The organism is Labrys methylaminiphilus subsp. lupini, from assembly GCF_051161885.1.
Lineage (GTDB): Bacteria > Pseudomonadota > Alphaproteobacteria > Rhizobiales > Labraceae > Labrys.
The window spans coordinates 1,122,264-1,142,165 of record NZ_JBMDIH010000002.1; the positions used below are offsets into that span (position 1 = coordinate 1,122,264).

General features: G+C 64.7%; 18 protein-coding genes. 3 read left to right on the forward strand and 15 right to left on the reverse strand.

The annotated features are described in order from the left end of the window. Positions 1 to 1,227: a Zn-dependent hydrolase gene (locus ACN6KF_RS30830; protein ID WP_434960689.1), complete on the forward strand. Its 1,227-nt coding sequence runs from the start codon at positions 1 to 3 to the stop codon at positions 1,225 to 1,227. Between the two features lie 46 nt (positions 1,228 to 1,273). Continuing rightward, a complete protein-coding gene (locus ACN6KF_RS30835; RefSeq protein WP_434960690.1) occupies positions 1,274 to 1,642 on the forward strand; it encodes an endonuclease domain-containing protein in 369 nt (122 codons plus the stop codon). Between the two features lie 227 nt (positions 1,643 to 1,869). Here the strand turns inward: ACN6KF_RS30835 and ACN6KF_RS30840 are convergent, their stop codons facing one another. The 4 genes from ACN6KF_RS30840 to ACN6KF_RS30855 all read right to left on the reverse strand — a co-directional run bounded on the left by ACN6KF_RS30840 (position 1,870) and on the right by ACN6KF_RS30855 (position 7,218). Beyond that, entirely contained in the window at positions 1,870 to 3,693 is a 1,824-nt protein-coding gene (locus ACN6KF_RS30840; protein ID WP_434960691.1) for an ABC transporter ATP-binding protein, read from the reverse strand. 1 nt (position 3,694) lies between these two features. Further along, positions 3,695 to 4,603 (reverse strand): ABC transporter permease, encoded by a 909-nt coding sequence (locus ACN6KF_RS30845; protein ID WP_434960692.1) that lies wholly within the window; start codon positions 4,601 to 4,603, stop codon positions 3,695 to 3,697. Between the two features lie 2 nt (positions 4,604 to 4,605). Continuing rightward, positions 4,606 to 5,586, reverse strand: a complete 981-nt coding sequence (locus ACN6KF_RS30850) for an ABC transporter permease (protein ID WP_434960693.1) — start codon at positions 5,584 to 5,586, stop codon at positions 4,606 to 4,608. Between the two features lie 69 nt (positions 5,587 to 5,655). Next, positions 5,656 to 7,218 (reverse strand): ABC transporter substrate-binding protein, encoded by a 1,563-nt coding sequence (locus tag ACN6KF_RS30855; RefSeq protein WP_434960694.1) that lies wholly within the window; start codon positions 7,216 to 7,218, stop codon positions 5,656 to 5,658. Between the two features lie 308 nt (positions 7,219 to 7,526). Here ACN6KF_RS30855 and ACN6KF_RS30860 point away from each other — a divergent pair, with 308 nt between their 5' ends. After that, complete coding sequence (locus ACN6KF_RS30860) at positions 7,527 to 8,306, forward strand: HAD-IIA family hydrolase (RefSeq protein WP_434960695.1); 780 nt, start codon at positions 7,527 to 7,529, stop codon at positions 8,304 to 8,306. A 138-nt stretch (positions 8,307 to 8,444) separates the two neighbouring features. Here the strand turns inward: ACN6KF_RS30860 and hpaH are convergent, their stop codons facing one another. The 11 genes from hpaH to ACN6KF_RS30915 form a co-directional block, all read right to left on the reverse strand. Further along, positions 8,445 to 9,248 (reverse strand): 2-oxo-hept-4-ene-1,7-dioate hydratase, encoded by an 804-nt coding sequence (gene hpaH / locus ACN6KF_RS30865; RefSeq protein WP_434960696.1) that lies wholly within the window; start codon positions 9,246 to 9,248, stop codon positions 8,445 to 8,447. Between the two features lies 1 nt (position 9,249). Then, on the reverse strand, positions 9,250 to 10,122 hold the full coding sequence (locus ACN6KF_RS30870) for a fumarylacetoacetate hydrolase family protein (protein ID WP_434960697.1): 873 nt from the start codon (positions 10,120 to 10,122) through the stop codon (positions 9,250 to 9,252). A gap of 92 nt (positions 10,123 to 10,214) precedes the next feature. Next, a complete protein-coding gene (gene hpaD / locus ACN6KF_RS30875) occupies positions 10,215 to 11,195 on the reverse strand; it encodes a 3,4-dihydroxyphenylacetate 2,3-dioxygenase (protein WP_434960698.1) in 981 nt (326 codons plus the stop codon). A gap of 275 nt (positions 11,196 to 11,470) precedes the next feature. After that, positions 11,471 to 12,988 carry a 5-carboxymethyl-2-hydroxymuconate semialdehyde dehydrogenase gene (gene hpaE / locus ACN6KF_RS30880; RefSeq protein ID WP_434960699.1) on the reverse strand — a complete coding sequence of 506 codons (1,518 nt, stop codon included), beginning with the start codon at positions 12,986 to 12,988 and terminating at the stop codon, positions 11,471 to 11,473. 40 nt (positions 12,989 to 13,028) lie between these two features. Then, the gene (locus ACN6KF_RS30885; protein ID WP_434960700.1) at positions 13,029 to 13,415 is read right to left on the reverse strand and encodes a 5-carboxymethyl-2-hydroxymuconate Delta-isomerase; all 387 of its coding nucleotides are present in this window, start codon (positions 13,413 to 13,415) and stop codon (positions 13,029 to 13,031) included. Between the two features lie 56 nt (positions 13,416 to 13,471). Continuing rightward, positions 13,472 to 14,482, reverse strand: a complete 1,011-nt coding sequence (locus ACN6KF_RS30890; RefSeq protein ID WP_434960701.1) for a phosphotransferase enzyme family protein — start codon at positions 14,480 to 14,482, stop codon at positions 13,472 to 13,474. 7 nt (positions 14,483 to 14,489) lie between these two features. Beyond that, positions 14,490 to 15,773, reverse strand: coding sequence for an aspartate aminotransferase family protein (locus ACN6KF_RS30895; protein ID WP_434960702.1), 1,284 nt, complete (start codon positions 15,771 to 15,773; stop codon positions 14,490 to 14,492). Between the two features lies 1 nt (position 15,774). Next, the gene (locus ACN6KF_RS30900) at positions 15,775 to 17,133 is read right to left on the reverse strand and encodes an aspartate aminotransferase family protein (RefSeq protein ID WP_434960703.1); all 1,359 of its coding nucleotides are present in this window, start codon (positions 17,131 to 17,133) and stop codon (positions 15,775 to 15,777) included. Positions 17,134 to 17,152: 19 nt separating this feature from the next. After that, positions 17,153 to 17,803: an HAD family hydrolase gene (locus tag ACN6KF_RS30905; RefSeq protein ID WP_434960704.1), complete on the reverse strand. Its 651-nt coding sequence runs from the start codon at positions 17,801 to 17,803 to the stop codon at positions 17,153 to 17,155. Beyond that, complete coding sequence (locus tag ACN6KF_RS30910; RefSeq protein WP_434960705.1) at positions 17,800 to 19,053, reverse strand: Tm-1-like ATP-binding domain-containing protein; 1,254 nt, start codon at positions 19,051 to 19,053, stop codon at positions 17,800 to 17,802. Before ACN6KF_RS30910 ends, ACN6KF_RS30905 begins: the two co-directional genes overlap by 4 nt. Further along, entirely contained in the window at positions 19,053 to 19,838 is a 786-nt protein-coding gene (locus ACN6KF_RS30915) for an IclR family transcriptional regulator (RefSeq protein WP_434960706.1), read from the reverse strand. The genes ACN6KF_RS30910 and ACN6KF_RS30915 overlap by 1 nt, the downstream gene beginning before the upstream one ends. Positions 19,839 to 19,902: the final 64 nt, after the last annotated feature.

Sequence of the window (19,902 nt, forward strand, 5' to 3'; positions counted from 1 at the left end):
ATGACCTCGACATTGAACAGCCTGCTGGAGACTTTTGCGCGGATCGGCGCCACGCCCGATGGCGGCGTCTGCCGCCTGACCGGAACGTCGGAGGACGGGCAGGCCCGTGCCCTGCTTGCGGCGGAAATCAGTGGCCGCCAGCTCGCTCTGCATGTCGATCCCATCGGCAACATGTTCGGCATTACCAGCCTGGCCCCGTCGTCGAAGGATGCGGTGGTCGTCGGCTCCCATCTCGACAGCCAGCCGACCGGCGGTCGTTTTGACGGCGTCTATGGCGTCTTGGCGGGCCTTCTGGCGATCGAGGCGGTCGCCGCGCGTGCGGCCGTCGAGCCGGGCAAGGCCAGGCGCAATCTCGTCCTGGCCAACTGGACCAACGAGGAGGGCGCCCGCTTCCAGCCGAGCCTGACCGGCAGTTCAGTCTTTGCCGGCACGCTTGCGCTCGATGCCGCCCTCGCTCTTGCTGACGGTACTGGCGTCACCCTGGCGGAAGCGCTAACCGCCATCGGCTATCGTGGCACCGCAGACCTGCCCCTGGAACCCCGGCGCTATGTCGAGCTTCACGTCGAGCAGGGGCCGCTTCTGGAGGAAGAGGGGGTCGAGATCGGCGTCGTCACCGGCTGTTGGGCGGCGCGCAAGCTGTCGCTGGTCTTTCATGGCGAGCCCTCACATACGGGCCCGACCCGCATGGCCCGCCGCCGCGATGCCCTGCGGGCGGCTGCCAGGGCGATCGAGCTGCACCACTGCCTGATCGAACTCAGCCGCACCGGCGCCCATGCGTCAGCGGCCCGCATCACCGTCGCTCCCAATTCGCCCAATGTGACGCCCAGCCGGGTCCAGGTCTGGTTCGAGTTCCGACATGAGGATGCCGCGATCGCCCTCGGGCTCGGCGACCGCTTTCTGGCCGAGACGCGGGCTGCAGTGGCGTCCTTGGGCGTCGACGTCGAGGTCGCGGCCGACGAGCAGCGCGGCACGGCAGCGCTCGATCCACATGGCGCAGCGCTGACCGCTTCGGTCGCCCGGGATCTGGGCTTTTCCTTGATGGAAATGAAGACGATCGCCGGCCATGACGCGCTTGCCCTCAACAAGTGCGTGCCGGCTTCATTGATCTTCGTGCCGAGCCGGAACGGCCTCAGCCACAACCCCGCCGAATTCACCGACGAGACCTCCCTCGACAAGGGGCTGGCAGTGCTCACGGAAGTGATCTGGCGCCTGGTGACGGAGGAGTAGGGGCGGGATGCTTGAATCGCGGCGGTAGCCGCTTCATGCTTTCTCCATGAATGAGCCGCGTTCCTATCGACAATCCAGCCGCAAATTCGCGCGGGAACGCCGGCGGCTGATGACCAAGTCGGAGAGCATGCTGTGGTGGGAATTGCGAGCTGGTGGCGTTGGCGTCAAGTTCCGCCGGCAGGTGCCGATAGGTCCCTATACCGTGGATTTTGCTGCCCATGAGGCCGCCCTGGTCATCGAGGTCGATGGCCGCACGCATGAGAATGAGGAAGCTGCGGCTTATGATCGAGAGCGCCAGGCCTGGCTGGAACGCCAGGGGTGGCGCGTGTTGCGCCTGCCGGACGATCTGGCGATCGGCTCGCTGCAATTGGCCGTCGACCGCATCAAGGCGACTTGTGTTCGCCTTACAAAATAGAGCGCAACCAGTCTTCTCCACGTAGTGGGGAAGGTGTCATTTCGAAGAAATGACGGATGGGGTGTGGCGGGCAGCGCGCTGAAAGCAACGCGATGGCACTACCGTCGTGCCAGCTTTCGAAGAATGGAGCGTTGCTCACCACACCCCATCCGACCCGGCTTCGCCGGGCCACCTTCCCCACTACGTGGAGAAGACTGGTTGCGCTTTATTCCAGACTAATCGTTCTATTATGCCGCCGCCGACTTCTCTCCCGCCTCCGCATCGAGCAAATGGCAGGCGGCAAAGCTGCCCGGGCGATGTTCCTTCAATGCTGGCGTCTCGGTGCGGCAGCGCCCGAAAGCCTTGGGGCAGCGGGAAGCGAAGCTGCAGCCGGGCGGGATGTCGATGGGGCTCGGCGGTTCGCCTTCGAGCAGATAGTCCTGCGGATCGAAAGGCTTTTCCTCCAGGGTCGGCGCAGCCGAGAGCAGGGCCTTGGTGTAAGGATGCTGCGGCTCGAAGAAGAGATCGTGATTGTCGGCGATCTCGACCATTTCGCCCAGATACATCACCGCGATGCGGGTGCACACCTTCCGGACCATGGCGAGGTCATGGGAGATGAAGACATAGGTAAGATCGTTCTTCTCCTGCAGGCTGGAGAACAGCTCAATGAGCTTGGCCTGTTCGCGCTGGTCGAGGGCGGACAGGGTTTCGTCGAGGATCAGCAGCTTGGGCGAGAGCACGAGGGCGCGGGCAATCGAGATGCGCTGGCGCTCGCCGGTGGACAAGGCATTGGGCAACTCGTCATAGAGGCGGGGCGACAGGCCGACCTCCTGCATGGCGGCGAATACGCGCTCGCGCAGTGCTTTGCCGCTATGGCTGCCGCGGATCAGCAGGCTTTCCTCGATCATCCGCCCCACCGTCGTGCGCGGGGGCAGGGCGTTGTAGGGATCCTGCAGCAGCAGCTGGAACTCGCCGCGCTTGGCAAGCAGCTCACGGGCGGAAAGGGTGCGCAGCGAGACGCCGCCAAGGATGATGTCGCCCTTGTCGGGCGCTTCCAGCCAGGCGAGCAGGCGGGTCAAGGTCGACTTGCCGCAACCGGATTCACCGACGATGCCGAAGTTCTCGCGCGGCAGGATGTCGAAGCTGACGCCACGCACCGCCTGGATATGGCGATAGGTGTTGAAGGTGCCGCGCTTGCGGGCGAGATAGGTGCGATGAGCGTCAGCCACCCGCATCAGCGGCGCGTCGGCCTCGTTGCGGCGCGAGAGCGGCTGTTCGCTTGTCGACCAGATGCGTGGCACGCTGGCGATAGCGCGGCGGGTGTAGTCGTCCTGCGGCGTCCGCATCAACTCGGAGAAGGGCTGCTCTTCCACCAGGCGCCCCTGGTGCAGCACGGCCGTGCGCCCGCCGAACTGGCCGAGCGTCGCCAGCGACGACGACAGGTAGATCGTCGCCATCTTGTGGCGTTGGCAGAGATCATGCAGCAATGCCACGATCTGGGCGGCGATGGTGACGTCGAGCGGCTGGGTGATGTTGTCGGCGATCAGAACGGCCGGCTCGGCGCAGATCGCGTCGACGATCATGGCACGCTGCATCATGCCGCCGGAGAATTTGGACGGGTATTCCCAGTAGCGCTCCCTCGGGGAGGGGATGCGTACCTCGCCGAGCAGCTGGATGACACGCTCGTGGCATTCCTTCCTGCTCCAGGCCGGGCGCACACTGCGCAGCTTTTCGCAGATCTGCACGCCTACCGGCTGGGTCGGATCGAGCGAACTCTGGGGCTTGGAACCGATATAGGCGATGTCGCGGCCGACGATGAAACTGTTGCCGGCAGAATCCGTGGTGACGTCCTTTCCTGCGAACAGCACCGAGCCGCGGCGATAAGCCAGGCTCTCGGGCAGCCAGTTGGCGAGGGCACGGCTGAGCACCGTCTTGCCGGCGCCGCTCTCGCCATAGATGCCGAAGATCTCGGCGCTGTGGAGCGTGAGCGCAATGTCGTCGAGCACCGGCGCCTCGTCGCGCGGCGAGCCGACAGTGAGATGGCGGGTTTCCAGGATCGGGGAATTGTCCATCTCAGGCGCCTCCATAGATCTTGTTGCGCGCCTTTTCGAGGGCGGATCCCATCAGGTTGATCGATGTCAGCGCCAGGGCCAGGAACACGCCGGGGCTGGTGGCGATCCACCAGGCGTTGATGAGATATTTGCGGCTGTCGGAAATGATCGAGCCGAAGCTCGGCGTCGGCGGCTGGATGCCGAGGCCGAGAAAGCCGAGGATCGCCTCGAAGATCATCATGCGGGCGACGTCCAGCACGGCGACGAAGGCAATCGGCGGCAGGATGTTCGGCGCGGCATAGAGCAGGAGGATGCGCCAGTCGCCGGCGCCGAGCACGCGCAGGCCGCGCACATATTCCTTGCCGCGCTCGGTGACGGCGGCGCTGCGGGCGACACGGGCATAGAGCGGCCAGCCGGACAGGGCCAGCACGATGATGATGGTGTGCACTTCCGGCTTGGTCACGCCCAGGATGGTGATGGCCAGGATGATCATCGGGATCGAGAGCTGCGCGTCGGTGATGCGCATGATGACGGTATCCCACCAGCCGCCCTTGAAGCCGGCGAGCAGGCCGAGCCCGCAGCCGATCAGGAAGACCAGCGCCACGGTGACGATACCGATCAGCAGCGAATAGCGCAGGCCGATCAGGCAGCGCAGCAGCATGTCGCGGCCGAGCTGGTCGGTGCCGAGCGGGTGGAGCCAGGTCCACTTCTCGCCCAGGAACAGCGGCGGAATGAACTTGTCCTTCACCACCATCTTGGTGGCTGAGATCGACGAGAGCTCGGGATAGATTGCCGAGACGAGGAGCAGCGCCAGGAAGACGAACAGGCCGACGCGAAAGCTCGGCATGGCCCAGGCGCTGGCCAGGATGCGCCGGCTGATCGACTGGGCCCGTTCATGGACGGGCACGGCGTCGCTGGTCACGATACTCATGCTCAGATCTCCACGCGGGGGTCGATGAGATAGGCCACGAGATCGACCAGGATGTTGATGAAGACGAAGACGGCGCTGGTGGTGATGGCGATGCCCTGGATCACCGGAAAATCGCGGCCGAGCACCGAGACCACGGTGAGATTGCCCAGGCCCGGATAGTCGAAGATGTATTCGATCACCAGCACCCCGCCGATCAGGGTGGAGAGCTGGATGCCGAGCAGGTTGACCAGGGGCACCGAGGCGTTGCGCAGGGCATGGGAATAGACAATGCGCCGGCGCGACAGGCCGCGTACGCGGGCTTCGTCGATGAAGGGCGCCTGCATCACCTCGCCCAGCGAGGTCGTCAGGGTGCGGATGATGAAGGGCGAGATCTCCACCGCCAGCACGAAGGCCGGCAGCAGCACATAGCTGAAGCCCTTGTAACCCAGTGCCGGCAGCCAATCGAGCTTCACCGACAGGAACAGGATCAGTACGATGGCGAGCCAGAAATTCGGGATGGAGACGAACAGCGACTGCACGCCGAAGGCCAGCGCATTCGGCCAGCCATGCTGGTTGAGACCGCCCGCGAGCCCGATCGGAAAGGAGATCAGCAACGCGAAGACCAGGGCGACACCGGCGAGCTGCAGGGTCAACGGCAGGCGTTCGAGGATGAGGCTGGCCACCGGTGCCATCTCGGCCTTGGTCGGGTCGACATATTGCCCGCCTGCCGCGACACCGCCGCTGCGCGGCCTGATATAGGATTGGCCGAGATCGCCCTTGGCGAGGCCTACCATGTAGCGGCCATATTGCACGATGATCGGATCGCGCAGTCCCATCTTGGTGGCGACTTCTTCGACGACATTGTCCGGCGCCATGCCACCCACGATCAGGCGGACCGGGTCGCCCGGAACCACGCGCAGCAGCGTGAAGATGATCAGCGACGTCAGGGCCACGATGAGCAGGCCCTGGGCGATCCGCTTGATCAGGAATTCGACAATCAGCATCGGCAACGATCCCGCACCGCCTGGAAAAAGAGGAGCCGGCCGGGGGGACCGGCTCCAGTCCCTTGCGGCTCAGGCCAGGTTTGCCTTGCTCATGTCCTGCATGCCGTTCGGGTAGATGTAGAGACCGTCGAGCTTCTTGGAGTAGGCGTGGATGAACACCGAGGTGAACAGGGCCAGCGCCGGCGCCTTGCGCGCGATGGTCGGCAGGGTTTCCGTCTGCAGGATTTTCTTGCGCTCCTCGATCGAGGCGGCGTTGCGCTCCTTGTCCAGTACCGCATCGATCTCCTTGTCGACGATGCCGGTGATGCGCTTGGAGGAGGAGTGGAAATGGGTACGGATCACCAGGTCCGGTTCGGGCGAGCCCGTGCACCAGCCGCAGTCGATCATGTTGCCTTCACCGCCGCCGGGCTTGTCGTAGAGCAGATTGCCCCAGGCCGCGACTTCCAGGGTTTGCAGGTTCACCTTGAAGCCCTGTTCCTCCAGCATGCCGGTGATCAATTCGGCATATTCCTTGGTCTTCGGATAGAAGCCGACCGAGGAGTAATAGGTCAGTTCCGGCAGGCCCTCGCCCTTGGGGAAGCCCGCCTCGGCCAGTAGGGCCTGGGCCTTGTCCGGATCATATTCGGGATAGTCGGCCACTTCGGTGTAGCCGAACTTCACCGGCGAGATATGGGCCTTGGAAAAGGTACCGGAAACGCCGAGGACCTCGAGCACCTGCTTGCGGTCGATCGAGTGGCAGGCGGCGAGGCGGATGCGCGGATCGTCGAAGGGCTTCTTGGAGCAGCGGAAGAACAGATATTTGTTCTCCACCGAAACAGCCTTGTGGATGGCGAAACGGTCGTCCTTGGCGATGGTGTCGACCTGCTCCTGTTCCAGGCGCTCGATGATGTCGGCCTGGCCGTTGAGCAGGGACAAAGTGCGTGTCGTGGTGTCGCCGACGAAATGATATTCGACGCCGGGGATCTTGGGCGCGCCGAATATGAAATCGGTATTGGCGGCCAGGATGGTGGTGTCGCCCTTCTGGTCGACATATTTGAACGGGCCGGTGCCGTTCATGCGGGCCGAGAGCTGTGCCTTGTTGGCGATGTCCTTGGCGGCCATGATCGGCAGGAAGGACGAGAGGTAGTAATAGAGCGCAGCCGGATAGCCATAGTCCTTGGTGTTGATATGGCAGGTGTGCTCGTCGACGATGTCGACCTTGACCTGGCCCGGATACCATTGCGCCGGCCTGTCGGGCTGCGAGCCATATTCGTAGGTGGCCTTGACGTCGGCCGAGGTGAAGGGCGTGCCGTCGTGAAACTTCACGCCTTTGCGCAGCTTCACTTCCAGCGTGTAGGTGTCGATCGGCTTGAGGGACTCAGCCAGTTCGAACACCAGTTCTTCCGGATTGTCGGGCTTCATCGGTGCCCGGGTGAGATAGCCGAACACGAAACCCTCTACGATGAGCTGGCCGAGATTGGTATGCGTGGTCGGGTCCCAATTGCCGGTCAGCGCCTCGGCGCCGAGGAAGCGCAGGGACCGGCCTTCGGCGGCGAAGGCCGAACTGACCAGGAAGTCGGGGTTGACGCGGCCGAAGCCGAAGGCGCCGGCTCCAGCCAGCGCGCCCAGCATAAGGTCTCTGCGGTTGATCATCTCTCGTTCCTCTGAATGGGGGCGCAGAAGTTTTTCGGGCTCGCCTTCCGATCCGACGCAGTGCCGAGCCGTCCCACTTTGTCGTTGGTGGGTGATGAAACTCTAGACCAGATGGCGCCGGAGCCTGATGCCTACAGCTCCACGATTCCATTGCTGACCCTTCTCGCGCCATGCCCAATCAAGAGGCATGGAAAACCGGACTCTGCGCGGGGTGGTTACGGGCACAGGAATGCAGGAGTTCAGGCAATGGCCGCTGCGTGCCAGGCCAGCCTATGATCCCGGCCGAATCGTGTCAGGGAACCTCGTCGATGCCGTCATTCCAATCCATGAGCCTGAAGGGGATCGTTTCGGATCTCGATGGGGTGGCCTATCGTGGCAACAGCCCGATTCCCGATGCTGTCGAGGCCTTCCGGCGCTGGCATGCCGACGGAATTCCCTATGCCTTCGTCACCAACAACGCCACGAAATCGGCGGCCGATTTCGCCGCTAAGCTGACGCGGATGGGGATTGTCGCCGAGCCCGAGCAGGTCTTCTGCGCGGTCTCGGCTACCGCCAGCCTGATGCGCCGGCGCTGGCCTGCGGGGGCGCGGGTCTTTGCCATCGGCGAACAGCCCTTATTCGCAGCGCTGGAGGCGGCGGGCTTCACCCCGGCGGGAGACGATGCCGAGGTCGTGGTGCTCGGCTTCGACTATCAGCTCAGCTATGCCAAGCTGAGCACGGCGGTGCGCGCGGCACTCGGCGGAGCCGCGGTGGTGGTGACCAATCCCGACATGCTGGCTCCGGTCGAGAGGGGCTTCGAGCCCTGCGTCGGCGTGCTGATGGCGGCCGTCCAGGCGGCGGTGCCGTCCTGCCGGCCGATCGTAGTGGGCAAGCCCGAGCCGCTGATGATCGAAGAGGCGCTCGGCTTTCTCGGCACGCCGCGCGAGGGGACGATCATGATCGGAGACCAGATCGCCACCGACATACTGGCCGGCAAGCGGGCGGGCATGCGTTCCGTGTTGGTCACGACCGGCGTGGTGGCTGCCGCCCGGCCGGATGTGACCCCCGATCTCGAGGTGGCGAGCCTGCTGGAGCTGTTCGGGGATTGAGGCGCGGCAGGCGTAGTGCCCAGGTATGCGCGCACAGGTTCTTTGCCCTTCGAGGACTTGCGCGAAAACACCCCACCCCGGCCTTTCAGGCTGACCCTCCCCATCAAGGGGAGCGCAAAGTACCTGCGACTGCGATTTTCAGGCGAAATAGATGCTCGCTGAACCATAGGGGCCGAAATCGGCGTGGATCGTGTCGCCATGCCGCGCCTCGATGGGACGGATGAAGGAGCCGGCGAGCACGATCTGTCCGGCCTCGATGCCCTGACCATACTCGGCCAGTCGGTTGGCGAGCCAGGCGATGCCGCGCGCCGGCTGGTTGAGCACACCGGCGCCGAGGCCGGTCTCCTCGACCTCGGCGTTGCGCGTGACGATGGCACCGATCCAGCGCAGATCGACCTGATCCGGTCGCATCGCTCGACCACCGGTGACGATGCCGGCATTGGCGGCGTTGTCGGAGATGGTATCGAAGATGGTGCGGGCCTTCCCGGTCTCGGGATCGACGCGAAGAATGCGTGTATCGAGGATTTCGAGGGCGGGGGTGACATAGTCGGTGGCTTCAAGCACCTCGAAGACGGTGACGCGTGGCCCCCGAAGCGGTGCCTTCATCACGAAGGAGAGTTCGGCCTCGACGCGCGGCTGGATGAAGCGGTCGGCTGGGATGGTGGCGCCGTCCTCGAACAGCATATCGTCGAACAACACGCCGGAATCGGGAATGTCGATGTTCAGCGCAGATTGCATCGCCTTGGAGGTAAGGCCGATCTTCCAGCCGATCACCCTGGCGCCGCGATCGATCTTCCTGCTCACCCAGCGGGCTTGGATCGCATAGGCGTCGGCCATGTCGATGCCGGGATGCTTGAGGGAGAGGAGGCCGGTCTGGATGCGGGTGCGCTCGGCCTCGTCCAGGCTTTCCGCGGCAGCTTCGATTTCAGCTGCTGTCATCATCTCAGACCTCGTCGGCGATCGTGTTGCTGAGGGTGCCGAGACCCTCGGCGCTGACCTCGACGACGTCGCCGGGCTTGAGCCAGATCGGCGGATCGAAGCGCGCGCCGGCCCCGGTCGGCGTGCCCGTGACGATCACGTCGCCGGGAACCAGCGTGGTGAAGGTCGAGATATAGGCGATGATCCGGGTGAAGGAGAAGATCATCCGGCTGGTCCGGTCCTTCTGGCGAATCTCGCCATTGACGCGGGTCGTGAGTTCGATGTCGGCAAGCTGGGTGCTGTCTGTATAGGGGACGAGCCAGGGGCCGATCGAACCGGTGCGATCGAAATTCTTGCCCTGGGTGACGTTGAACTTGGCGTGGCGCACCCAGTCGCGGATCGTGCCTTCGTTGCACAGTGACAACGCGGCGATGTGGTCGAGCGCTTCGGTCTCGGCTATGCGCCGGCCACCCTTGCCGACGACGATGACGATCTCGCCCTCATAATCGAGCTGCGGGCTTTCGGGCGGGCGGATCAGCGGCTGGCCGTGGCCGGTGAAGGAGCGCGGAAAACGGATGAAGAGGGAGGGGTTGGCCGGCGCGGCCTGGCCGTCCTTGTATTCCTCGTTGCGGTCGGGAAAGTTCACGCCCACGCAGATCAGCTTCTCCGGGGCAGGGATCGGAATTTCGAAGGTGATGTCCGAAAGGGCATAATCGGGGGGTAGCGATACTGCTTCCTCGGCGAGTTGTGCCAGGGCGCCGGCTTCGATCACCTCCCGCAAGCTCGGCCAGCGCTCGCCATGGCGCTTCGACAGGTCGATGATGCACTCGCCCTTCGCAAGGCCGTATTTCAGGGCTCCCTGATGGGAGAAGGCGGCAAAACGGGGCCTGTCGGTCACAATCGTCTCCTTGACAGTGCAGGGCGGAGTGCATTCAGGACAGAACACGCTCCGTTTCGTTGGTTCCGGGGCAGCGATGCCCAAACTGGCGATCAGGGGGCGATGATCGGCTGGGCCTTGAGGATGGAGTCGATGATGGGCGTGTCGGCGAAGGGACTGCCATGCTCGAACCAGGATTTGGGGGCGGGGGCTCCCCACAGAGTCTGGCGCTGCGGATCCTTGAGGTCCCATTTGATCGGCTCCAGATCGGGATCGACCGTCTGGTAGTCGGAACAATAGATCTCGATGCGATGCCCGTCCGGATCGAGAATATAGAGGAAGAAGGCATTGGAGATGCCATGGCGCCCGGGACCGCGCTCGATATTGGCAACCCATCCCGACGTCGCCATCAGATCGAGCAGGTCGATGATGTTGAGGGGCGTCGGCACCCAGAAGGCGGTGTGATGCAGGCGCGGCCCGCGGCCATTGGTAAAGGCGATGTCGTGCACGCCGCCCTTGCGATGGGTCCAGGCCGCCCAGAGCCGGCCGGTTTCTTCGTCCTCGGTATATTCGGTGACGCGAAAGCCGATCTCGTTGTAGAAGGCCACGGCCTCGTCGACATTGGGCGAGAAGCAGTTGAAGTGGTCGATGCGCAGCGGCTTGACGCCACGATAGAGCGCGTATTTCTGGTGGATGGGCGGCAGGCGCTCCATCTTGGCATAGAATTCGAGCGGAATGCCCTGCGGATCGCGGGTGCGGAAGGTCCTGGCCTGGTAGGGGCGCTCGATCCATTCGACCGGCAGCTCTCTGCCTTTGAAGAAATGCGCCGCCCTGTCGAGGTCGTCCTCCGAATAGACCTTGAAACCGAGGTCGCGCGCCTCGGCGGTCTCGGCCTTTTTGAGGACGATGCAATGATGGCCGCGCTCCTCCATCGCCCTGAGATAGATGGTGTCCGATGTCTCGTCGGTCACCTGCAGGCCGAGAATGTCGACATAGAAGGCGCGCGACTTGGCCAGATCCGTCACGGCGAGCTCGACATGGCTGAGCCTGACGATGTTGAAGGGCGGATGGAGAACAGGTTGGGGTAGGGGCATCGGGTCTTCCTCCCGCCCGCTCCCATCGAGGGGCGGGCTGTATTCTATGACGGCTAGGCCTGGGGCCTATTCATGAAGTACCGGTTTGAGGCGTCATCCTCAGCCCAACTTGCGATGCAACTTGGGGCGACAGCGCCACCGCAGGTGGCGGGAAGGGGATCCAGGAGTCGTAAGTTGAGCCATTGAGCCTCTGGATCCCCTTCCCCTCGCCCTCTCTTGCTGCGCTCGCGAGTGGCTCGGCCGGGGATGACGATGTATTTCTGGTGAGCGGTCGATCAGCCGCCCAGCTTCGTGATGGCGTGGGGCTTGGTCGCGAAGGCGATGTTCTTCGTCTCCATGTAGAAGTCGAAGGACCAGTCGCCGCCGTCGCGGCCGATGCCGGAATTCTTGACCCCGCCGAAGGGCGTGGGCAGGTGGCGCACATTCTCCGAATTGACCCAGATCATCCCGGCTTCGAGATGGTCGGTGAAGCGCAGGGCCCGGCCGAGGTCGGCGGTCCACAGATAGCCCGCCAGGCCGTATTGGACGTCGTTGGCCAGGGCGAGGGCCTCGTCCTCGTCGGCGAAGGGGATCGCCGTCAGCACCGGTCCGAAGATCTCTTCCTGAGCGATGCGCATACGGTTGTTGGCACCCGTAAACAAGGTCGGCGAGACATAGCATCCCCCGCCCGGTCCCTCGACCTTGGTGCCCCCCGCGGCCACCTTGGCACCTTCGGCCTGGCCGATGGCGATATAGTCGAGCACCTTCTTCTCATGCACCGGGTGGATCAACGGCCCGATCACCGTTTCCGGATCGAGCGGATGGCCGACCTTGATCCGGCTGGCCTTCTCGGCGATCAGTGCGGTGAACCTGTCGTAGATACTCTCCTCGACGAGCAGGCGCGAGGAGGAGGTGCAGCGCTCTCCGTTCAGCGAATAGATCATGAAGACGGCAGCGTCTGCCGCGCGTTCGAGATCGGCATCGGCGAAGACGATCATGGGGTTCTTGCCGCCCAGTTCGAAATGCACGCGCTTCAGGGTTTCGGCGCCCTGCCGCATGATCATCGCGCCGGTGCGGCTCTCGCCCACGAAGCCGATCGCCTTGATCAGGGGATGTTCGGTGAGGGCGCGGCCGGCATCCTCGCCAAAGCCATTGACGAGGTTCCACACGCCCTTGGGCAATCCGGCCTCCTCGGCGATCTCGACCAGCAGCCTTGCCGTCAGCGGCGAGAATTCGGCCGGCTTGTGCACGACGGTACAACCCGCGGCGAGCGCCGGTGCGATCTTCCAGGTCGACAGCATGAAGGGTGTGTTCCAGGGGGTGATGATGCCCACTGGTCCGATCGGCACGCGCGTGGTGACGTTGAACTGGCCGTCGGCGCGCAGGGATTTGCCGTCACGGGCCTCGGGTGCCCGGTCGGCGAAGAAGCGGAAATTCTCGGCGCCGCGCAAGGCTGCCTTGGCCATGAATTTCAAGGCCTGGCCGGTATCCATGCATTCGACGAAGGCGATTTCCTCGGCGCGCGCCACGATGGCATCGGCGATCTTGTGCAGGAGCTTCTTGCGAGCCCCGCCCGGCATGGCCGCCCATTCGGCGAAAGCCGCCTTGGCCGCCTTGGCGGCGCGATCGACATCGGCGCTCGAGCCGCGCGCCACGCGGGCCAGCGGCTTCAGGTCGATCGGCGAGATCGTCTCGAAAGTGGCACCATCGGCTGCTGCGACGTCTTCGCCGCCAATGCGGTTGGGCACGACCATGCCCTTGAAACGAGCCAGATAGGCTTCGGCCTTGGCCAGGTTTTCCTGCAGTGTCGACATGAATGGATCTCTCGATGATCGGGGGCGGCCGTCGCGCAGGCTATTTGCCGCGAAGGCGCGGATGGATGGCATTGCGCTTCCAGCTCAGCTCCGGGTCGATTTCCCGGATCTCCAGCGAAAGCGCGAAATGAGGGGTTGCGAACAGGGCAGCGAGCACCTCGCCCGCCGCGGCGAACAGGGCCTCGCCCGTACGCTTCTTTTCATCGGCACTGCGGCCGTGGCCGATGCGGAAGTTGAGGTCGACGAAGGCGTTCTCGGGCAGGTAGTCGGCTATGGTGAAATGGTCCGCCTTCAAGGCCCGAACGCGAATGGCGCCGAGCTCGAAGAGCCCCGTGGCCAGAATGGCGGCGTGCAGCCGGTCGCAGAGCGCGCCGATCTCGACGCGCCCTTCGAGATTGCCGGAATATTCCACGGTGAGGTGCGGCATGGCCTTGGCGTTTCCCGATCTATTTAATTAACATGTTAATAAAATTGTGAACCGTGTCAAGGGTCGATTTGCACAGTCTCGGCCAGTTGAAAGCTTTCTTTCAGATAACGCGACAGGCGTTCGGCGGCGTCGGGGGTCTCAGGCCGTTGCGCCACCCAGCCGATATAGGTCAGGCTCCGCAAGAGGAGGAAGAGCGGCAGGGCCGCCAGCGCCTCCTCGCTGAGGCCGCGGCGGCTGCGATAGCCGGCGACCAGCGCCTGCTCGATGGCCGGATAAGCCGGCTCGCGCCGGTTCTTCAGCAGCGCCGTGGCAAGGTCGAACAGGCGGTAGCCGTGGCCGCAATCGTCGAAATCGATGAAGGCCACGCCGCCATTGGTCATGAAGACGTTCTCGCGCACGAGGTCGGCATGGATGAGGCCGTAGTCGAGGCAAGGGGCGTGGCTGTCGAGGGCCTGGCGGAGCCTGATCCGCAGCTTGGCAAGAGCTTCGCTTTCCCGTGGCGAAAGGCCCGGACAATCCCAGAACCGTCCCCAGAGCGGCTGCTCGCCCACCAGCCCTTCGATATCCCAGGCTGGCCGATGGAAACCGGATGGCCGCTGCCAGGCATCGGCGAGATCATGCATGGTGGCCATGGCCTGGCCGATCCTGAAGAAAAGCTCGGCCTGTTTTCCCGGCGGCTGCGCCAGGGGCATTCCCGTTTGGCCGAGCGGCACACCGTCGATCCAGCTGACGATGTCGGCATGTTGGGCAGCAAAACGTTGAGTGGCGGGCAGCGCGACCAGGGGGTGCCCATCCTCGGCCGGAATGGAGGCGGGTACCGCCAGGCCGCCCTGCCGCAGGGCCGTCATCCAGGCCAGTTCCGATTGCAGCGCTGCCTCGTCGTGATAGCCCGCCCGGTGCAGCCGCAATGCCGCCGGCCGGCCATCGGCGAGGACGATACGGAAAACCGCATTCTCCCGATATTTGAGGAGTTGCGGCTGCTGGGCCGGCGCCGGCCAATGCTGCAGCGCTTCGCTGGCTCGCTCAAACAGCGTGTTCTTCAGTTCTTGCGCCGGATCGCCCATCATCACCGCCTCACAGACCCGACAGCACATCGTCGAGGGTCGACAGCATCAGATCGGCATGTTCCTTGGAGAACGGCATGGGCGGGCGGATCTTGGTGGCGCATTGATGCACGCCGATCTTGCCCATCAGCACGCCGCGCTCCCGCATGGCGTTGACGATGCGGGTGGCGAGATCGGGAGCCGGTGCCCTGGTCGAGCGATCCAGTACGAATTCGGTGCCCATGAACAGGCCGCTGCCGCGGATGTCGCCGATGAGGGCATGCTTGCCTGCGAGACGCTCGAAGCCGGCGCGCGCATGGGCGCCGACGGTGCTAGCGTTTTCGATCAGCCTTTCTTCCTCGATCACGTCGAGCACCGCCATCGCCGCGGCGCAGGACACAGGATTGCCGCCGAAGGTGTTGAAGTAGCGGAAGGCCTTGCGGAAGGTGTTCAGCGTATCGATGTTGGCGACCACGCCGCCGACCGGATGACCATTGGCCATGGGCTTGCCCAACGTGACGATATCGGGAAGGAAGCCGGCGCGCTGGTGGCCCCACATATGGCTGCCCGTTCGGCCGAAGCCGGGCTGGACCTCGTCGGCGATGACGAGTCCGCCGGCCTTGCGCACGACTGAGACCGTCCGGTCCAGAAAGCCCCGGGGCAGATCGGGAAAGCCTTCATTGGCGAAGAAGGGATCGATGATCAGGGCGGAAAAGCCGTGCGGGCTCGCCTCCAGCGAGGCGATCGCCTCCTCGATCTTGGTGGCGAAGGCCACCGCGAAGGCCGCGCCCGGCGCCCCGCCCAGCGGGCGGTAGCTGTCCGGCGCCGGCACGTGGCGGACATGGCCACCGAAGCCGCCGACGGGCGGCATGCGGGTGGAGAGCTGCGATACCGCCGCGGTATTGCCGTGATAGGTGTGGTCGGTGGCAATCACCCCGGTCCGGCCGGTCATGGCCTGCGCCATGCGCAAAGCGACGTCATTGGCCTCGCTGCCGGTACAGGTGAGGATCGCCGCGTTCAGGTTGGTGTCGAAGGTCGCGGTCAGGCGTTCGACATAGTCGAGGATGCCCTCATGCAGATAGCGTGTATGCGTGTTGAGCGTCGAAGCCTGGCGCGTGATCGCCTCGACCACGCGCGGATGGCAATGGCCGACATGCGGCACGTTGTTGTAGCAGTCGAGATAGCGCCGGCCCTCATCATCCCAGAGCCAGACGCCTTCGCCGCGCACCAGATGCACCGGCTCCTGGTAGAACAGCGACATGTTGCGCCCGAGCAGCCTTTCGCGGCGCGCGAGCAGAGCGGCATTGCCGGCCATCTCAGCGTCCTCCCGCCGCGGCCAGCCCGGCATCGAGGGCGGCAACGATGCGCGCGACGTCCTCGGCGCTGATCACCAGCGGCGGCGAGATGATGACATTGGCGCCGGAGGTGCGCACCAGCACGCCGGCCTCATAGGCGACGTCCTGCACCTTCTGCACCACATCCTTGGCGGCCGGCGTCTTCTTGGCGCGGTCGCCGACCAGTTCGAGCGCCCACATCAGGCCGATGCCGCGCACGTCACCGACGAGTTCGTGCCTGGCCTTGAGGTTTTCGAGCCCTTGGCCCAGTTCCGCGCCGCGGGCGGCGGCGTTGGCGGCGACGTCGAGCCGGCGGATTTCCTTCAGCGTGGCGATCGCCGCCGCCGCGCCGATGGGGTGGCCGGAATAGGTGTAGCCATGGCTGATGGTAGCGAGCGTGTTCTTGTTGCTCTCGAAGGCCTGAGCGATCGTCTCCGAGATCATCGCCACGCCGAAGGGGAAATAGCCGTTGGTGATCGCCTTGGCTGTGGACATCAAATCGGGCTTGATGCCCCACAGGCGCGAGCCGGTCCAGGCGCCGGTGCGGCCGAAGGCGGTGATCACCTCGTCGGCGATCAGGAGAATGCCGTGCCGGTCGCAGATCTCGCGCATCAGCGGCAGGAAGTTCTCATGCGGCACGATGATGCCGCCGGAGCCGAGCACGGGCTCGAGGATCAGGGCAGCGATGGTATCGGCGCCCTGGAAGGCGATTTCCTCTTCGAACAGCCGGCCGATCGCCGCCGTGATCTCGGCGCCATCGCTGGTCCCGAACGGATTACGGTAGGGCCAAGGTGCCGGCAGGTGGTATACGCCCGGCAACAAAGGCTCGTAGTTGCGGCGGAAATGCTGGTTGCCGTTGACGGAGGCGCCGCCGAAATGGGTGCCGTGATAGCCCTTCTTCAGCGCGATGAACTTGGTACGCTCGGGCTGGCCGCTGACCCGGTGATATTGCCGCGCCAGACGCAGGCAGGTTTCCACCGAATCCGAACCGCCGGAGGTGAAGAAGGCGCGGCTGAGTCCGTCCGGCTTAAACCACTCCGCCAGCTCATAGGCGAGCTCGATCGAGGGCGCGTTGGTGGTGCCCCGGAAGGTCGAGTAATAGGGCAGTTCGTCGAGCTGGTCCTTGATCGCCTGTTTGATCGGGTCGCAGGAATAGCCCAGATTGACGTTCCAGAGGCCACCGACGCCGTCCAGCACCGTCTTGCCGTGGATATCGGTGATCTCGACGCCCCTGGCCGAGGTGATGATGCGCGGCGGATTGGCCTGCATGTCGGCCGGATGCGCCATCGGATGCCAGAGCTGGCGTGCATTGTTCTCGATCAGGAAATTGGTCTCACGCATCGTTCATTCCTCTTCAAATTCAAATGCCGAGCATGGCCAGAGCCTGGGCATAGCCCTGGGACGGCCGGGTGACGTCGAAATGGACATGGGGCAGGCGCACCGCTCTGGCGCCTTCGATGTTCTTGAGCTGGTCGTCGACGAAGACACAAGCCTCGCGGGGCAGGTCGAGCTCGGCGAGGACCTGCTCATAGGCGCGCGCATCCGGTTTCAGGATGCCGGTATGGGTGGCATCGACGATGACATCGAAGCGGTCGATCAGGGGAAAGCGCTGGCGGAATTCGACGCCGTAGAACAGGTCGAGTTCGTTGGAGAGGATGGCGAGCTTCAGCCCCGCTGCCTTCACCTGCAGGATGGCCTCGCGCGCTTCCGGGCGCAGCACCAGCTCGGGTTCGGCGCCGCGGGCCCGGCGCACGAAAGTCTGCATATCCGTCCAGTCTTCGCCGACCATGCGGCCGACCTCGCCGGCTCGTGTGAGCCAGTAGTCGCGCTCGCTGATCTCCTGGCGTTGCATCGAGACCCAGAGCGGATCGGTCTCCGGGGCGAAGGGGCCGCGCCAGGTAAGCGTATCAGGCGCCAGGCCGAGGGTGCGCTCTGTGACATCGTGCGTTTCGAACAGGGTGCGGGTCACCACCCCACCGAAATCGAGGATGAGGGCGCGCTCGCCGGTCATGGCCGTCCCTCCGGTACGATGCCCTCGGCCACCCATTCGTCGAAGAGCGCGAGCGCGACGTCCGAGAATTGCGGCGCGTTGATGTGGGCGTTGATCTCGCGAAGGGCGACGCTCGGGGGCAGGGCCTTGCGGATTTCATCCACGAAGGCGGCGTGGCCGGCCGGATCGTGCAGGGGCTCGCCCGGTTTGTCCCATTCCTGCAATCCCTCGATCGGCAGCAGGAAGGCGGTTCTCCCGGCGGCCCGCTTGAGCTTTGCGGCGATCACCCGGGCGATCTCGCGCCGGCCCTCGGGGGAGGCGGTCACCGAGCCGATCAGGCGGTTATGGGCGTGATAGGGGCGGTCCACCAGGATGGGCGGCGGCTCGCGCCAGGATGGCAGGTCCACCATGTCGACGGCGCCCGGGGCGACGATCTGGGGAATGCGGGCGCGCCCGGCATTCTCCAGGCGGTCGGGACCGGAGGTGACGATGCTGCCGTAATGGTGGTTGCTGACTTCCTGGATGCAGAAATCGAACACCGCCGCAAAGCCACCCTTCTCAGCGACCGCCTCGAAGGCGCGTCCGCCCATGCCGGTGGCATGGAACACCGCGACGTCATAGCCGCGCCGTTCCAGCTCGGGCTTGAGATGCTTCATATATTTGAGGCAGGTGGAGCCGAGGGACGTCATGCCGATCAGGGGACGCGCGGAATCCGGCTTCCGGCCATGTCGGGCCGCGCCGACCACGGCGCCGCAGGCCTGCGAGAGCACGGAACAGCAAATGCCGCTGAGACCGTAGAGGCCGCCAGCCCACAGGATCATCATCAGGTCTGGCGCGATGCGCTCGGGCGGAAGGAGGTGGGAGTAGGCGATCGTCGAGACGACGAATTTGGGAACGCCCACCGGCAGGACAGCGGATACGTCGAGGGCGAGGTCGGTGCCCATCGAGCCGCCGAGCGCGATGATGCCATCCACCTTGCCGGCTCGGTAGAGGTCGAGGACGAGGGCTGCCGCCCCCTGTGCCATCAGGACCATCGCGCTGTTTTCGTCCCCGCTGGCGATGATGGCATCGATGGAGGTACCGGCAGCCGTGGCGATATCGTGCCTGGAATGATCGGGGGGATAGGGCGGATCGCCCAGGATGCTGACATCGACCATGACAGGGTGTCCGCCCGCTTCCCGGATGACGGAGGCCATGAATTGCAGCTCGTCCGATTTGGTGTCGCCCGTTCCGATAACGAGTATTGTGGGCGTCGAGACCGTCACGCTCATCAGGCAGTCCTCCCAAGACGAGCATTGGTTTTAGCGGGCCGTTCCAGACCGTAATATTTTTCCGAGATGACCTCGGCCGTTGCGACGGTCTCGGCACCCAAGGCCTGGAGGGCTGTCTTGGCGACACGCACCGTCGGAGCCGCAACGGCGATGCATCCGATCGGCTCCCCATTGGGCGCACGGATCGGGGCGGCCACGCTGACCACGCCGACCTCGAAGCCCTGATGACCGATCGAGAAGCCGCGGGCTCTGGTTTCTTCAAGCAATTCGCCAATCCCGGCGGGGTCGGTGATCGTATGCTCGGTGAAGCGTTCCAGCGGCGATGCCAGGGCAGCTTCGATCTCCGCCGCGGGGCGAAAGGCCAGGAAGGCTAGCCCCGACGCCGTCGCGTGGAAGGGCAGGATGCCCCCGACATCGACAATGACCCGATGGGCTTTGGGTGAATCCTCGACATGGATGGTGGCGAGTTGGCTGCCCGAGAATTCGGAAAGATGCACCGTCTCGGCCGAGGCCTCCGCCAGCGCCTTGATATGGGGCAGTGCGATGCGCAGGAAGGGATAGCGAGCCTCGCGAATGCGGGCGAGGCGCACCGGCGCTGCCCCGATGCGGTATTTGCGTGTCACCGGATCCTGCTCGACGAAGCCGTGCTTGGTGAGTTCCACCAGGAAGCGCCGGGCGGTGGCCTTATCGAGGGCGCAGAGCCGGGCGATGTCGGTCAGCCCCGCCTCCTCCTGCAGGCGCGACACGGTGTCCAGCAATGAAAGGGCCTTGCCGATCGTGCTCATTCTTCCTCCACCGGGGGTCGGTTCGTCTTGGCTTCCGGTGCGCCGGGAGCCTTGCGGGTTCTTC